We start from the raw sequence: 13,328 nt of genomic DNA, 5'->3' as shown, positions 1-13,328 counted from the left end.
AGAATCAGTTTTGGGAGAAGCGGTAGGGAAAGGTGTCGGCCGTAGCGGGTTTAGGCTGAGGCAGCTGGTTCTTTAGCAGCGTCAGCAAGCGGTCGATGAGTCGTTTCTGAGAATCGATCACCTGATCGCGGTGATCGATGTGACGCGCCAGCAGCTTTTCACGCCGGGCCAGTTCCTGAAAGTAAAGGTCGGCGGGATAGAAAACGCCGGTTTCGCCGGGGAAGATGCGGGGCCGCAGGTCGGAAGATGCGGGGCCAGGTTGGGGCGCACTTGCGCCAAAGGAGGCATTGTCGTAGTTTTGCTCCGTGCTCATAACATGAACGTGTTTTGGGTGTCACATGCCCCTTCGCTTCATCCGCCAAGATTCGTAGCGTTGGGGTTTTTTATGGGGTTTGGGCTTTCTTCATACGGTCCAGCGGGCAACCTTATGGGTACTGTATCGCCTTTTCTGATTTCTGCCGTTTCCTTATTACAAAGATAGATAAAGTTTGCAATATTGCAAACTTTTGGGGCAAAAAAATATCTACTTCAATATGATATCGATTTTGAGCTCCGCATTCAAAGCCTCCGCAAATCGCTTTAATGTCGCAACCGAGAAGCCGTTACGCCCTTTTTCATAAAGCGCAATTGTTGACTTGTTCGCGCCGAATTTTTCACCCAATTCGGTTTGAGTCATACCTCGCTTTTTTCTCAGTTCTTTGATAAGCTGGCCTATCTCTTCAGGGGTTTCCGGCATTACGGCGATCATTTTGTGCTAAAGTTAGATGTTGAACGAGGTTCACACAAACCTATGGCACCAAAATCGCAAGTTCGAGATTGACTTAACGAGCGGAGAAAAACAAACAAGTTTTTTAATACATTTGAAAATACAATCCTAACTCTTATCATTAATATGAAAGCAATAGATATATTTAACATAATTGTAGGAGCCTCTTCGATCATTTCAATGATTGTAAGCATTATGGCATTAAGGAAAGCGAACAAAATATCTAAAACTATAAAAACAAATAAAAGTCACAAAGGTGACATCCAATTTAAAGCAAAAGGTAAAGAAAATTTCCAAACTTCTGGAGATATGACTATAAATAAAGGGAAAAATGAAGGGAGCATTAACTAATTTTAAAGCAAAAGGGACAGTATACCAATCGGCCGGTACCCTAATTATTAACGATTACAAATATTTACAAGAAAGACTTCCATCTTATTTATCTATTGTAATCAGCCGACTTGAAAAAGTGCTTGATGATACACCGCAAGGTCTGACCACACTACAATTATATGAAATAAATGAAAAAATCGAATTCAATAAAATAAAGGTTTACAAAGAAGTAATTGAAAACTATGGAAACTATGGTGCAATAGTAGATAAAATTTATGAAACGCTAGATAATGAAAAGCCTAATTCTAAAAGCAGATTTTTAAAAAGCATAAATAATAAGTATATTAGGCAAGTAAGTGACTTAGTTGCACAAAATCCGAATCAGGATAAACACAGTTTAATTTGTAAATATGCAGATATAATTATAACAAACATAATAGATTCATTAAGTATTGATTATAAAAGATCATCTAACTTTGAACAAATCATGGAGGAAGACCTTCAAGCTTGTTTAGTAATTATTGTTTGTAAAGCTTTTATCGACTGTAAGATATTAGAGAACCCAAACAAAGGCTGATGATATTACCAATTGATATTAAACCAGAAAAAAGTTTGTATGTAATTGGGTCAAAAATTTTAGAGACCCTAAATTCTGAAAGTATGGGAATTATTGACATTCAAATTTTGTATGAGAAGCTGGCGAAGAATTTTCCAGAAAAGATTTCGTTTAGTTACTTTTTATATGCCTTAGATTGGCTATTTATTTTAGGTCTTATAAGTATTAACTCTAAATCTGGAATTGAAAGATGCTATTAAATCAATTAATAGTAAAGTTAGATAAAATCGAAATCCGAAAGGTAGATTTTAAGCTTGGTTTAAACTTGGTAATAGATGAGACAACGAAGAAGAATACTGAATCTGGAAATAATGTAGGTAAAACTACATTACTTCGAGTAATCGATTTTTGTTTTGGTTCGGATGGCAAAGATATCTATACTGATCCAGAGTTTAGGACTATAAATCAGCCCGTTTATGAATACCTATTTAAGAATGGAATAGTGGTTTCTTTATCATTAACAAGTAATAATAAGTCTTACATATTAGAAAGAGGATTTAATGATAGTTCATTATTAAAAATTAATAATGAATCCTTTCCATCTTTAAAACAATATAGAGAAAAGCTTGAGCTTGAGATTTTCAGCATTAAAAATTCAAAACCGTCAATAAGGCAATTAATGCATAAGTTTATTCGAAAAGATATGACTTCAATGACTAATGCGTTAAAATTCCTTTATTCTACAACGACAAAGGATGAATATGAGGTATTATTCCTTTTTTTGTTTGGTTTCACTGATCATAATTTATTAGTAGATAGGTTGTATGCAATAAAAGAATTGCAAAAGACCGAAAAAAGGTTGAAAGCTTTGAAGTCAGGAAATAGGTCAATTCAATCAAGTAAACAAATACTAAAAATAATAGACCATAATATTGACGTTACAAATGAGCAGTTAAAAGGTTTTAAGCTTAATGCATCTTATGAAAGAGAGGTTAATCGTTTAAATGAAATTAAAACCCAAATTGGAATAATTACAAATCGGATTGCGAACCTAAAAATTAAGCATCAGTTAAATCAAGAAAGCTTAGAAGAACTTGAGAGTAATCGGTCAAAAATTGATCCTTTAGCTATAAAAGAGTTATATAAAGAGGCAAAAGTTTTAGTCCCAAGCCTTCAAAAAACTTTCGAAGAAGTTCTTGGTTTTCACAATAAAATGATTGATAAAAAAATAGATTTTATTAAAAGAAACTTAACTGAGACTATTACTCAAATTGAGGAATCTTATAAGGATCTTAACTTTTACTTGACTGAGGAGAGTAAGCTTTTAAAGGTAATTACAGATACAGGTTCTTTGTCCGAACTAAATAAACTGCAGAATGAACTCAATTTACTTTATGAAAGAAGAGGACAAGAAAGTAAACTCATATCTCTCATTGAAAGCGAAGAAACGAATTGTGAAAAAAGTCGAAAGGCAGTGGAGTTGTTTACAATGAAATTGAATGAATATTTGTTTGATTTTGATAATAAGTTAGCAATTTTCAATACTTATTTTGCTGACTATTCAAAAAAGTTATACGATGAACAATATTTTCTTTCTTACGATAAGAAGGGGGAAAAGATTGAATTTAAGTTGGATACTCTTTCAGGAAATGTTGGAACAGGCAAAAAGAAAGGCCAAATTACTGCTTTTGATTTTGCATATATTTCTTTTTTAGATGAAATGAAATCAAAATTGCCAAGGTTTGTACTTCACGATAGCACAGAGGATGTACATATTAATCAACTTTCTACTGCCTTTGAATTAGCTAATAGCCTTCCTGGTCAATATGTTGTTTCAATTTTGCGAGATAAACTCACATCGTTTGACATTTCGTTTATAAATGAAAATACTTGTTTGTTACTATCTGAGCATGAGAAATTTTTTAAATTTTAAATTTAAGCAGGTACTTTAATGAAGTAGTTGTTCATAATTTCAATAAATTTGGTAATCCTAAAATCTTTTGCCATTTTGATTATTTCTTGTCGATCATAGATTTTCACTTCGTATTTTCTTAAAACATCAGACCTTTCGGTAAATATTTTCCTTGCGTCTTCAGTATATTCAGAGGCAGACCAAAACTCAAAAGTTATCTTTTTCCCTCTTAGCAAAGATTGGCTATTTACCCATTTATAAAACAATGGAATTTTATTTGTGATCCAATCTTCAATTACTTGCTTTGAGATGTTTGATTTATAACCCTTACATTCAGCAAGTATTAATCTGTCTTGCTTTATTACAAGTACATCAATATCAGTGATTTGCCCTTCATGCGAAATTTTCTTACCTATCTCAAGTACTTGACATTGACTGCTATAAAAATAACCAACAGCAAGTTCGAATAAGTCTCCCCGTAAATTATTTACTCCGCCATCAACAAATTTATTTATTTGATCTAGTAACTTTATAAACTTATCAGGGTCTGATTTTAATAATTTTCCGGCTTCTTCTATAACTTTTATAAGCGAACTTAACAGTTGAGAATAGCCAGGGCCAAATATTTTCTCAATAAACCCTACTATTATCCCTTTCTCTTTTAATAACTGCAGTGCTTCATTTGATACCTTGTTAACTAAAAGGAGAGGAATAACTTTAGGGACATTTAACCTTTTTATTATTTCTAATTTTGCAATAAAGAACTCAATATGGCTTTTTTCAACCATATCAATGATTAAAATATCAGAAACAATGAACCCAGGATTAAGTTTTTCTTCTTTAAATTGGAGTACTGTAGAGATATATGATGGACCAACAAAAGCCCATTGGAAACCTGAATATTCTGAGTTAAACGTTCCCTTATCATAAGAAACTAAATTTATACTCCTCGCCCAGTTATATAATTGTTTTATTGTAACCTCTTTAGCTATATTTATCCCCTTAAAATGCTTAAAATCACCACTGCGGCTATATAGTGGATTTAACGAATAATAATCTTCGTTCTCTTGAATTACCTTTAGCTTTATTAAGTCCTTTATTATGACTTCTGCTTTTTTATGCTTCTTTAAATTTCCAACTGGACTAATTAAATAATTTGCTAATTCGTCTTTCCTTAAATAGCCTTGATGATATTCTAATGCTTTAATAGCGGCGAAATAACTTTTGCCTGCAGTTTCAAAAGCTGATATAAGGCCATTGTAATATTCTCTTCCATTTATATGATCTATGTGATATATGAGGGACTGCCTATTTTTGAAATATTTACTTAGTTTATATAGCGGTGGCTCTACTCTTGATATTCGTTTTCGGATAGCTTCATTGGAAATGCCCTGTGATTGCATTTCACTTATTAAGGTCCCAGACAATAAAGGCCCTCTTTTTAGAATAGTTTCTTCAATCCATGTCACAAGGCGCTATTTATAATATATATATAAACTTTAAAATAGGCAAGAAATAAAATTTTCGCAACCTGCTAAAGATCAGTCCTTTAATGGTAGAATTTGCTTCTTGTTTTTAACTTGTTTGTCCGCAACCCTCCTCTGCGAACGCTTTTTTTGTCCTTATGTTTTCAACTATTTGATCTTAGTCCTTCTAGCTTGAGAGTTCAACCTTTTCTTAGAGACCTCTGCTTATTCAACTCAATCCGCTTCGGCCGCTTTTGATCTTTGGCTAGGCTGGGACCGTTAATAGCAGAATTCAAAATTAAAAGACCCTTTTTGATGAAACCATAAAATAATGAGGATTTTCTTGGTAAGAATTTACCGCTTACCTAATTTTGCAATGATAGTGTGAGGGCTTTGTAAAAGCTAAGCACAAGTAATAACCGTCAATTCATATTAAGATGAATGAGTTATCATCCCGCTCACATGGGCATCCTGCTCTTTCGCGCCCTAAGGAAACTTATCCCGATCACCTTCTTGGCGACTACTCTTCTCCTCAGTCTTTGAAAGAGGCTATTTCTAACTATCTCAAGGGCTTGGCAAAGAAAGGCCACAAGTGTACTTTCAGGGAGCTTTATTCAGCATTGAATATTCCTCTGTATGTGACCTACAATTATCACCGTAGGCTAATTGGTCAAATCTGTTGGGAGATTAATGATGATGAGTACCGGGCAGGAAGGCCTTTACTTGGAGTAATACTTTGTGGTGAATCGGACGGCTATATCACAGGGAAAGGATTTTTCGACTTAATGGATTATCCGGAGTTCTGTGATGGATTGACTCTGGATAAGACCAATAAGACACATCAAGCTGCCTTTTTTGGTATACATGCCAGACGATGCTGGTTATACTGGTCAAAACAAAGAAAAGACGAAGAAAAGAAGGCTTCTCAAGAATAAGTCATTAACAAGACAGGGCCTTAACGAAAACAAAGAGCCGAGTGAAGTATATACTTCACTCGGCTCTTTGTTTCTAAAAATGTGCCTATAATAGATCTTGCCATTATTTTCGTTTTCTACTGAGAGGAACAGCCTTCCTACTTAAATCCTTGAGCTGCTTTAGCAATCATTCAGCATTCCAAGCTATTTGAGAACTATGATGGAAAAAATCTAGGTTAGGATTCTGGAACGGCGCACTGAAACCTGTCGGGAACAGCTTGGAGAAGCTTCAAATGGAGTTTTCTGAGGTAATTGATTTTAAAATGTCTGCTAGCTCAAATACCTTCGCTTATTCAGCTCAACCCGCTTTGTCGTCTTCTCAATGATCGTCCGGGTAAAGCCGTTCTCATCATTATTCAACTGTAAGCGGGGTCGCTTCTCCAGCTCATCAGCTAAAGCAGCTGCAATTTCTCTGGCACTGGGGCCAGACTTGCCGCCTGCCTGAGCCATTGCCGTATGATAGTGCATCCGGTCGCGACCTAATTTCTGGTAAGAAGCCTCCTGTTCGGCGATTTGGGATTCTTCGTGGAAAATAGCTACTGCCATTCCCTGAGGAGGAAGCGTAGTCTTATCAACTATATCGTAGTCCTGCAGTTAAATAATGTCTTTAATTCGCAGGTCATAACTTACTCCCGACATGCATTCCGGGTTGATATCCTTTAAGAGATTTTTCTGCTGGCTCTCTTTGTTGGTCAGGATCATATCATGTGATGTTTATTAGCAGGCAGTTAACGTACTGCTTCTGTATTTAACAGCAAGACAGAAAACGACTTACGATACTGTGTCTGCGGAACCGTTACGGCAATACCTGCGTAATATAAGTATGGCTGATGTACATTCAAAGGAGGTCAGGAGTTACAATATGAGCCGAATTAAAGGCAAGGACACTAAGCCCGAAATGCTGGTTCGTCGGTTCCTGCATGCTAACGGATTTCGTTTCAGGCTACATGCCAAAGAGCTTCCCGGTAAGCCGGATATCGTTTTGCCAAAGTACCATACTGTCATTTTCGTGCATGGCTGTTTCTGGCATGGTCACGAAGGATGCCGGTATTTTACCATCCCTAAAACCCGTAGCGAGTGGTGGACTGATAAAATTTTCACCACGCGGAATAAGGATGCTGAGCATTTTCAAAAGCTTCGTGACGCTGGCTGGAACGTTGTCAGCATCTTCGAATGTGAATTGCGCCAACCGCTTAGGAAAAAGACCTTGAACAATATTGTGCTGTATCTTAAAGCACCGTCTGCTGATTCCTCAGACTTTGAGGTTAATGAGTAAAACCAAGCTTTCATATTTTGTCAAGGTCGGCGATCTCGTTAATGCGGTACAAATTTCTCAGGTAAAGCGACTTTGTGCGAAACTGGCTGCGTCGTTTGGTCGTGGGCTTTGCTGAGGAAGCGTTTTCCATTTTGATGCCCGGATCATAGTAAATGTTTCCTGAAGCCATTTGCTGAAGAAACAACTGAAAGTCGGTGCCCACACCGAGAATAATAAGGGAACCGTACCGGTACTGCCTAACTGGATCGGTTTCAGACTGACTCGGAACGTAGCAGGCCTGATTGTGTTTTCGGTTCCAGTGTTTGAGCATGGATGCAAATGACCAGGTTGCTGCTTCATTGCCGTCAGGGTCCACCAACGCGATGCGGCCGTCGGCGCTCCGGATCTTGCCAGTCGCGGTATCGAAGCCAATCAGTTCCATCCGAAGTTGTGTAGTCGGGTGCCGGGCACCGGCGATATGAATACCGCCGAAATTGATACGGTCGGCCCGTCCCATTCTGTCGGCGTAACCGTAGCGCCGCATGAAGTAATCAAGGCCCTGCACAACGTAGGCCCCGCCTGTTGGCTCGGGCGTCATCAGTGTAATGACTTCACTTCCTATCCGCTCGAAATTCCGTACACCGAACTGTTTGACTTCCCATCCCAGAAAGTCGGGTTCGGAATAGCCGTTAGGAGTAATACCCAATTCTGCTTCCAGCGTATAGCCTCCACAGTTCGGAGCTTCACATGCCATGGTCCCGCCTGCGCGGTCGAGTCGTTTAGACGGAATCCAGTCAAGTTCATGGATGCGCTTCAGTTCGCTCAGTAGTCTGCCACGATTGTCGTCCTTGGCCAGCCGTAACACCCTGAACACACCGTAATTGTCGGTGGTTAGACCGTTGAACTCGGTAGCAAGCCCAGAGTCTGGCGCGGTCACATATCCCAGAATCTGGCTGTTTTCTGCCACGCCAAGAAAGAGTAGCCGGCCAGCGATCCTCGCCGAAGCCTTCATCAGCCCGGAAGGAGCTTCGGGACATCCCAGCAGGAAGCCGGAGAATCGGACCTCCGGGTACTTCGGGTACAGGATCAGTTGGGCGTTCGGAGCAATAGCCAGCGAACCGATTTCTGTTATCCATGCAAACCGTACAGAGGCTTTGAAGCGCTCCCGCTTCCAGCCGCCGGGCGATTCCGACTGGATGTCGGACGCGGGAAAGACGTTCAGGATCTCGAAACTGCCGCCGAGGTAAACCTGGTTCTTCGAGTTGTCATTCTCGGCTAAGGTTTTAACGTAAATCTTCTGGCAGCCATTGGCGGCAAATACCCGCTGTAAGTTATTGAGATTCATAACGGGTAATCACATCGACAACCTTGGCACCCACGGCCCGCATGAGAGGCATTACAACAGAATTGCCGAACTGTTTATAGGCCTGCGTGTCAGAAACAGGAATAATAAAATTATCCGGAAAGCCTTGGAGCCGGGCACACTCGCGCGGGGTCAGCCGTCGCGGGTTCTTTCCGCCTTCCTGCGGTATCAGAACCTCAGAGCCATCCTTGTAATACCGGGCGCTCAATGTCCGGGATATACCATCCGGCCGGATCAGACCGAAACCAAAGCCATTGCCTTTCTCCTTATGCTTAACGGCATAATTCTGTAAGTACTCCCACAAATTGGGTGTAAGTGTGTACCGGTCGTGGGCGTCCGGCTCAAGAATGTCTTCCATAACGGCGGTAGGCGTCGGCAGATCCGGAAAGTCAAAGAAGTTGAGAAAACCGAACCTGTCCTCGCGGAAACCGACAATAATAATACGTTCGCGGTGCTGCGGAACAAAATGCTTACCATCCAGAACCTTGTGATATACCGTGTATCCCAGTTCGTGTAAGGCACCCTTAATCACGCGGAATGTATTCCCCTTATCATGGGAGACAAGGTTTTTAACATTCTCAAGCATGAACGCCGAGGGCTTCTTGGCTTCCAGTATCCGCACAATGTCAAAGAATAGTGTACCCTGCGTTTCATCCTTGAACCCATGCTGCCGGCCGAGGCTGTTTTTCTTCGATACACCGGCGATGGAGAACGGCTGGCAGGGAAAGCCAGCAAGCAACACGTCGTGGTCGGGTATCTGGTCGGTGTGGACTTTGGTAATGTCACCAAACGGCACCTCACCATAATTGGCTTCATAAGTACGTTGCGCCATTGGACTCCACTCGGACGTAAAGACGCACTTACCGCCCAAACTTTGGTAGGCCATTCGGATGCCACCGATTCCGGCGAACAGGTCAATGAACGTAAACTTTGGCCGCTCAGTCGGGGGAAATGGCACATCAAAGAAAACTTCGCCCTCAAATACTGCTTCCGACAGGTCGGTCAGGCGGTTCGCATCGAGATACTGTAAAGCCGCCTCCCGAAAATAATCAGCGGCTGGTGTACCCAGATTTTGTATGTAGTGCGTGAGACTGTCGAGACCGGGTTTGAATTTATTCTTGGGATTGTCAATACCAAGTGCCTTGCGGATAGCAGTATATGTTAAGATGGCTGGTGACGCTACGTTCATATTCTGATGTAGTATATAATAGCTTTTCTACAAGTATAGTCAATTCATACAAAAAGGCTGTAGATTTTTGTCAAAAGACAACTATCTACAGCCTTCTGTTAAACTATGGGCATCGTTAGTCATGGGTCACCGGCTACTGCAAATTTAGCCGGGTGAGACACCGAAGCAAACCAAAGGGACTGATGAGGTTAAAAAGTTCTGACCTTTTTTCATATTTCCGCCTCGTCAGTATCTATAGATATATAATTACATTTTATTATCTTTATCCATTCTCACCGCTACCGGACTGCGGCCCCATACTCTCTTTAACCGAACGCAGTCCTATGTTTTCCTTTCGTTTTAACGATTTTGCCGACGACAAGGTGATCCTTCTATGGATGAGACTTTCCTTTCGGCAGGTTAAACAAGAAATCCACAGTGCAGTCTACGATGCTATGCGGAGTAAACGCCTGTCTCAAACTCTACTGGCCCAATTCGCGTCATGAGCCAGGCACTGATACCCCCTACCCTTCCGCAACTGTCCGATACAGGCGTCGATCACGTTTGCAAGGTTCTTCAGTCCGATCTGGGCCAACTGGCCTGGCTGTCGGGCCGATCGCTGGGCCGCATCTACCCGCAGCGGGATGAGCAGGGCGGTCAGCGGCCGTGGGTGTTCCGGGCCGAGGGGGAGTACTACGAAGCCTACCCCAACGACGAGCTGGATACGTTCAGCGCCCTGCTTACCCACGATGACGAGCGGCTGACGGGCTTCGGCCACCTGGGCGAACGCACCCTCTCGGTGATCGTCTGGGTCAACCTGAAGGCGCTGGAACAGGCCAATCCTTCGATCGAGAGCCTGAAGCACGCCGTCATCAACCGGCTTCGCGAACTGTCCTGCGTGTCGGCCGTCAGCCGGGCGTTCGACCATCCGCAGAACGTCTACCCGGGATTCTCGCTGGCCGGCCTTCAGGACCGCTTCAACGCGTATCCCTACCGGGCGTTCCGAATTGAAATCGCCGTCAACTACTACGTCGCATGCTGATTCACCTGCTGTTGACCATCCTGTGCGGCTCGACCGGCGTCATCCTGCTGGAGAAGTGGAAGGTCGACGACTATATGAATACGCACCGGTTCTGGTCGAAGTACTGGCCATCGAATCCGTGCAGCCTCTGCCGGGCGTTCTGGATCGGTTACGGGGTCTTCGTTCTGCTGACGCTGATTCCGAACAGCGTTTACCTGCTAGTCCCTTTTGCCGCCATTCCCATCCAAGCCATCCTAAACCGCCTGACCCTGAAATGACCTCACTGACCTTACCGTCCGGATGTGTCGTCGAATTCTACGATTCGGCCCGAAAGCTGCCCGAAAGCCGGCGCGTGGAGGCCGACTGTTACCAGCTGATCGAGTCGGGCGTCGGATCATCGATCGACGATGTCGACCGGCATTTCGACGGGCTGCTGGCACTGGCTAATGCCGACCGGAAGGACGAGTTTATGACCGCCATCAACAACCTCCGGTATCTGTTTTTCAACCTGCTGCATAAGCAGCTGTCGGCCCGGTCGCTTTCGCTGGCCTGTCTGGTGGCGACCGTCGACGGCCAGCCGTGGGAGGACTGGACCGAAGAGGGGCTGGAACGGCTGGTGAAACGACTCTCCGACGAGGGTCTGACTGATGAGATGGTAGCGGAAACGCTGCCGGCCGTAAAAAAAAACTGAACGCCGACCTCGGCGAGACGTTTCCGGACCGGTTTCCGGATCCCGAGCAGGCTCAGGCCGAACTGCTGCAGGAATGGCTGCTGGTGGAAATCGACAGCCAGCTGATTCCGGACGATCCGCACCTGGCGATGCGGCAGGCCGACCTGCTGAAACGAATCACCGATCAGCATACCCCACCGGTGCTGGACTACAAGCATCCGGACAATGCGGTCGACAGCCTGCGGAAGCAATACCGGAAAAACCGGGTCGCCATGCAGCTGGAAGGGCTGCCGGTAACTGATGAAACAACGACTTACGATTACTGGAGCTTTTACGAAGCTCTCCAGGAGAAATACAAACCTGTACGCTGATGGCCCTGCAGAACCGCTTTAACTTTCTGGTCTGGTCAAAGACCGCTCCGGAACCTGAAGACCTCCACAGCCTTCCGGAATCCGGCTTTTTGGGTAAGATGGCCGCCTCGGTGCTGCTGGTACCAGGCGAAACCTATTCGTTTTTCATCAACGCGCCCGACGGGATGCCCGTTGGGGATTTCCCGATTCACCTGCGCAGCAACGACCTGAAGCCCATGGCCGCGGGCATCGGCAACCTGACGCCGGTCGAGATCCGGCCGAGCGTGTTCAACTACATAGCTCAGATCACCATACCGTCCGGACTTCCGGAAGGGTACTACCGGCTGATCATCCAGTCGGAGACCGGCGGGGTGAACTGGATTTCGAACCGCGTCTGGTACTGCCCGTCGGGGAATGACAACGGATCGGCGCTGTTTTCGTTCCGGAACCGGCGGGCGCTGGCCAGCATCCCTTACGACAAACCCGAGCTGAACGGCTTCCGGCAGGTGTTGCGGCTGAAGTGCTATACAGGCGTTCCCCAGGCGGATACGCAGATTGAGGATTATCAGGAAGTGACCACGGGCCGCCATGTAGCTGTGCAGATCAATCAGGATCTGGTCGTTCCCTTCCGCACCCCGCTCACGGATGCGTTCGGGCATGAAGGGTTTATGACCATGCTAAGGCACAAGGATATTCTAATCAATGGCCGCCCCTATAGTCTTAAGTCGGGCTATTCGTCAGGAAATGGGCATCGTAGACTATCTGAGGGCTCGTTTGAAATGTATCAGACCGAATTCAGTGAAGTAAATCGTTGCTGAAGGCCTTACCTTTTTATTTAATATCTTCAGTTGTAATCAATTAACTGCTAAATTGTATTCAACAAAACCCTCCCTCGAACGGATGGAAGAAGATTTGGAATATGAATTTAGGCGACTGGCAAGGAATGCTGCCCAAAAGCGTGACATGCTTCTTGAAGTTGCCAGCAGACAGACTTATCGTCGTAAAAGGCTCAATATTACAGCAGGGGTATTGTCTTTGTTATCTGCGGCTACGGTTACTTCTGTCCTTGCGGATTATACTCCTGATCCAGCAATGAAGCTGATTGCAGCCGGTTTCTCAGTTATTTCCGGCTTGATATCGTTATTAGTGAACTCAGGGCTTAAAGATGTAGAAGTTCTTGATCTTTATACCGGAGCGTCCGGGTATCTTAGTTTACGTGAACGTGCAAATAGGACACGTTTCAACACGTCCCTGGATGATCAGAAAATTCAGAACTTACTTGAGGAATATCAGGATTTGTACGGAGAGCTTGATTTGAAATACCAGCGTTATATTGCGATGAGTAGAGGCGCTAAAAATGGATCTGGCTCTGCTTTCGTGCCCTCTTTCGAATCAAAGAAGCCGCCACTCATACAGAGAGTTTTCCGGAAGAAGCGTCCTCCGTTTGACTCGACCGACTAACATCACGGAGGGGCGCCATTAACTTGTGGTTGA

At 43.6% G+C, this 13,328-nt stretch carries 18 protein-coding genes; 12 read left to right on the top strand and 6 right to left on the bottom strand.

All coding sequences use genetic code 11. The features are described 5' to 3' along the window. Window positions 1-4: 4 nt before the first annotated feature. Both DX909_RS21115 and DX909_RS21110 read right to left on the bottom strand, forming a co-directional pair. Window positions 5-313, bottom strand: a complete 309-nt coding sequence (locus tag DX909_RS21115; protein ID WP_128547207.1) for a hypothetical protein — start codon at window positions 311-313, stop codon at window positions 5-7. 210 nt (window positions 314-523) lie between these two features. Then, the gene (locus DX909_RS21110; RefSeq protein ID WP_128547206.1) at window positions 524-748 is read right to left on the bottom strand and encodes a helix-turn-helix domain-containing protein; all 225 of its coding nucleotides are present in this window, start codon (window positions 746-748) and stop codon (window positions 524-526) included. A gap of 144 nt (window positions 749-892) precedes the next feature. On the opposite strand from DX909_RS21110, the gene DX909_RS21105 reads away from it, so the two are divergent. The 4 genes from DX909_RS21105 to DX909_RS21095 are packed head-to-tail and all read left to right on the top strand — an operon-like array spanning window position 893 to window position 3,588. Beyond that, on the top strand, window positions 893-1,117 hold the full coding sequence (locus tag DX909_RS21105) for a hypothetical protein (protein ID WP_128547205.1): 225 nt from the start codon (window positions 893-895) through the stop codon (window positions 1,115-1,117). Next, window positions 1,098-1,676 (top strand): ABC-three component system protein, encoded by a 579-nt coding sequence (locus DX909_RS21100; RefSeq protein WP_128547204.1) that lies wholly within the window; start codon window positions 1,098-1,100, stop codon window positions 1,674-1,676. The genes DX909_RS21105 and DX909_RS21100 overlap by 20 nt, the downstream gene beginning before the upstream one ends. Next, window positions 1,676-1,915 carry an ABC-three component system middle component 6 gene (locus DX909_RS30135; RefSeq protein WP_374755871.1) on the top strand — a complete coding sequence of 80 codons (240 nt, stop codon included), beginning with the start codon at window positions 1,676-1,678 and terminating at the stop codon, window positions 1,913-1,915. The genes DX909_RS21100 and DX909_RS30135 overlap by 1 nt, the downstream gene beginning before the upstream one ends. After that, entirely contained in the window at window positions 1,906-3,588 is a 1,683-nt protein-coding gene (locus DX909_RS21095; protein ID WP_128547203.1) for a DUF2326 domain-containing protein, read from the top strand. Before DX909_RS30135 ends, DX909_RS21095 begins: the two co-directional genes overlap by 10 nt. Before the next feature lie 2 nt (window positions 3,589-3,590). Here the strand turns inward: DX909_RS21095 and DX909_RS21090 are convergent, their stop codons facing one another. Next, window positions 3,591-5,036: a hypothetical protein gene (locus tag DX909_RS21090; protein ID WP_128547202.1), complete on the bottom strand. Its 1,446-nt coding sequence runs from the start codon at window positions 5,034-5,036 to the stop codon at window positions 3,591-3,593. Window positions 5,037-5,470: 434 nt separating this feature from the next. Here DX909_RS21090 and DX909_RS21085 point away from each other — a divergent pair, with 434 nt between their 5' ends. Next, the gene (locus DX909_RS21085) at window positions 5,471-5,968 is read left to right on the top strand and encodes a hypothetical protein (RefSeq protein WP_128547201.1); all 498 of its coding nucleotides are present in this window, start codon (window positions 5,471-5,473) and stop codon (window positions 5,966-5,968) included. A 309-nt stretch (window positions 5,969-6,277) separates the two neighbouring features. Here DX909_RS21085 and DX909_RS21080 read toward each other — a convergent pair whose 3' ends face one another. After that, window positions 6,278-6,553: a hypothetical protein gene (locus tag DX909_RS21080; RefSeq protein WP_128547200.1), complete on the bottom strand. Its 276-nt coding sequence runs from the start codon at window positions 6,551-6,553 to the stop codon at window positions 6,278-6,280. A 277-nt stretch (window positions 6,554-6,830) separates the two neighbouring features. On the opposite strand from DX909_RS21080, the gene DX909_RS21075 reads away from it, so the two are divergent. Then, window positions 6,831-7,283, top strand: a complete 453-nt coding sequence (locus tag DX909_RS21075) for a very short patch repair endonuclease (RefSeq protein WP_128547199.1) — start codon at window positions 6,831-6,833, stop codon at window positions 7,281-7,283. A 10-nt stretch (window positions 7,284-7,293) separates the two neighbouring features. Here the strand turns inward: DX909_RS21075 and DX909_RS21070 are convergent, their stop codons facing one another. Continuing rightward, window positions 7,294-8,607, bottom strand: a complete 1,314-nt coding sequence (locus tag DX909_RS21070) for an MvaI/BcnI family restriction endonuclease (protein ID WP_128547198.1) — start codon at window positions 8,605-8,607, stop codon at window positions 7,294-7,296. Continuing rightward, on the bottom strand, window positions 8,594-9,814 hold the full coding sequence (gene dcm / locus DX909_RS21065; protein ID WP_128547197.1) for a DNA (cytosine-5-)-methyltransferase: 1,221 nt from the start codon (window positions 9,812-9,814) through the stop codon (window positions 8,594-8,596). Before dcm ends, DX909_RS21070 begins: the two co-directional genes overlap by 14 nt. Window positions 9,815-10,295: 481 nt before the next feature. On the opposite strand from dcm, the gene DX909_RS21060 reads away from it, so the two are divergent. The 6 genes from DX909_RS21060 (at window position 10,296) to DX909_RS21035 (ending at window position 13,295) form a co-directional block, all read left to right on the top strand. After that, window positions 10,296-10,835: a hypothetical protein gene (locus tag DX909_RS21060; protein ID WP_128547196.1), complete on the top strand. Its 540-nt coding sequence runs from the start codon at window positions 10,296-10,298 to the stop codon at window positions 10,833-10,835. After that, complete coding sequence (locus DX909_RS21055; RefSeq protein ID WP_128547195.1) at window positions 10,829-11,092, top strand: hypothetical protein; 264 nt, start codon at window positions 10,829-10,831, stop codon at window positions 11,090-11,092. The genes DX909_RS21060 and DX909_RS21055 overlap by 7 nt, the downstream gene beginning before the upstream one ends. Next, window positions 11,089-11,505: a YajG family lipoprotein gene (locus tag DX909_RS21050; RefSeq protein ID WP_128547194.1), complete on the top strand. Its 417-nt coding sequence runs from the start codon at window positions 11,089-11,091 to the stop codon at window positions 11,503-11,505. The genes DX909_RS21055 and DX909_RS21050 overlap by 4 nt, the downstream gene beginning before the upstream one ends. Before the next feature lie 83 nt (window positions 11,506-11,588). Further along, window positions 11,589-11,855 carry a hypothetical protein gene (locus DX909_RS21045; RefSeq protein WP_128547193.1) on the top strand — a complete coding sequence of 89 codons (267 nt, stop codon included), beginning with the start codon at window positions 11,589-11,591 and terminating at the stop codon, window positions 11,853-11,855. Next, a complete protein-coding gene (locus tag DX909_RS21040; RefSeq protein ID WP_128547192.1) occupies window positions 11,855-12,652 on the top strand; it encodes a hypothetical protein in 798 nt (265 codons plus the stop codon). Before DX909_RS21045 ends, DX909_RS21040 begins: the two co-directional genes overlap by 1 nt. Before the next feature lie 82 nt (window positions 12,653-12,734). Next, on the top strand, window positions 12,735-13,295 hold the full coding sequence (locus tag DX909_RS21035; RefSeq protein WP_128547191.1) for a hypothetical protein: 561 nt from the start codon (window positions 12,735-12,737) through the stop codon (window positions 13,293-13,295). Window positions 13,296-13,328: the final 33 nt, after the last annotated feature.

This window comes from Larkinella soli (assembly GCF_003703975.1).
Classification (GTDB): domain Bacteria; phylum Bacteroidota; class Bacteroidia; order Cytophagales; family Spirosomataceae; genus Larkinella; species Larkinella soli.
This window is presented reverse-complemented; position numbering and strand designations above follow the sequence as displayed.

Excerpts from the sequence above, each read along its gene's own strand:
- DX909_RS21060 (WP_128547196.1), top strand. The coding sequence starts at position 10,296 with ATGAGCCAGGCACTGATACCCCCTACCCTTCCGCAACTGTCCGATACA.
- DX909_RS21035 (WP_128547191.1), top strand. The coding sequence starts at position 12,735 with ATGGAAGAAGATTTGGAATATGAATTTAGGCGACTGGCAAGGAATGCT.
- DX909_RS21075 (WP_128547199.1), top strand. The coding sequence starts at position 6,831 with ATGGCTGATGTACATTCAAAGGAGGTCAGGAGTTACAATATGAGCCGA.
- DX909_RS21110 (WP_128547206.1), bottom strand. The coding sequence starts at position 748 with ATGATCGCCGTAATGCCGGAAACCCCTGAAGAGATAGGCCAGCTTATC.
- DX909_RS21085 (WP_128547201.1), top strand. The coding sequence starts at position 5,471 with ATGAATGAGTTATCATCCCGCTCACATGGGCATCCTGCTCTTTCGCGC.
- DX909_RS30135 (WP_374755871.1), top strand. The coding sequence starts at position 1,676 with ATGATATTACCAATTGATATTAAACCAGAAAAAAGTTTGTATGTAATT.
- DX909_RS21080 (WP_128547200.1), bottom strand. The coding sequence starts at position 6,553 with ATGGCAGTAGCTATTTTCCACGAAGAATCCCAAATCGCCGAACAGGAG.
- DX909_RS21100 (WP_128547204.1), top strand. The coding sequence starts at position 1,098 with ATGAAGGGAGCATTAACTAATTTTAAAGCAAAAGGGACAGTATACCAA.
- DX909_RS21115 (WP_128547207.1), bottom strand. The coding sequence starts at position 313 with ATGAGCACGGAGCAAAACTACGACAATGCCTCCTTTGGCGCAAGTGCG.
- DX909_RS21050 (WP_128547194.1), top strand. The coding sequence starts at position 11,089 with ATGACCTCACTGACCTTACCGTCCGGATGTGTCGTCGAATTCTACGAT.
- DX909_RS21105 (WP_128547205.1), top strand. The coding sequence starts at position 893 with ATGAAAGCAATAGATATATTTAACATAATTGTAGGAGCCTCTTCGATC.
- DX909_RS21055 (WP_128547195.1), top strand. The coding sequence starts at position 10,829 with ATGCTGATTCACCTGCTGTTGACCATCCTGTGCGGCTCGACCGGCGTC.
- DX909_RS21070 (WP_128547198.1), bottom strand. The coding sequence starts at position 8,607 with ATGAATCTCAATAACTTACAGCGGGTATTTGCCGCCAATGGCTGCCAG.
- DX909_RS21095 (WP_128547203.1), top strand. The coding sequence starts at position 1,906 with ATGCTATTAAATCAATTAATAGTAAAGTTAGATAAAATCGAAATCCGA.
- dcm (WP_128547197.1), bottom strand. The coding sequence starts at position 9,814 with ATGAACGTAGCGTCACCAGCCATCTTAACATATACTGCTATCCGCAAG.
- DX909_RS21040 (WP_128547192.1), top strand. The coding sequence starts at position 11,855 with ATGGCCCTGCAGAACCGCTTTAACTTTCTGGTCTGGTCAAAGACCGCT.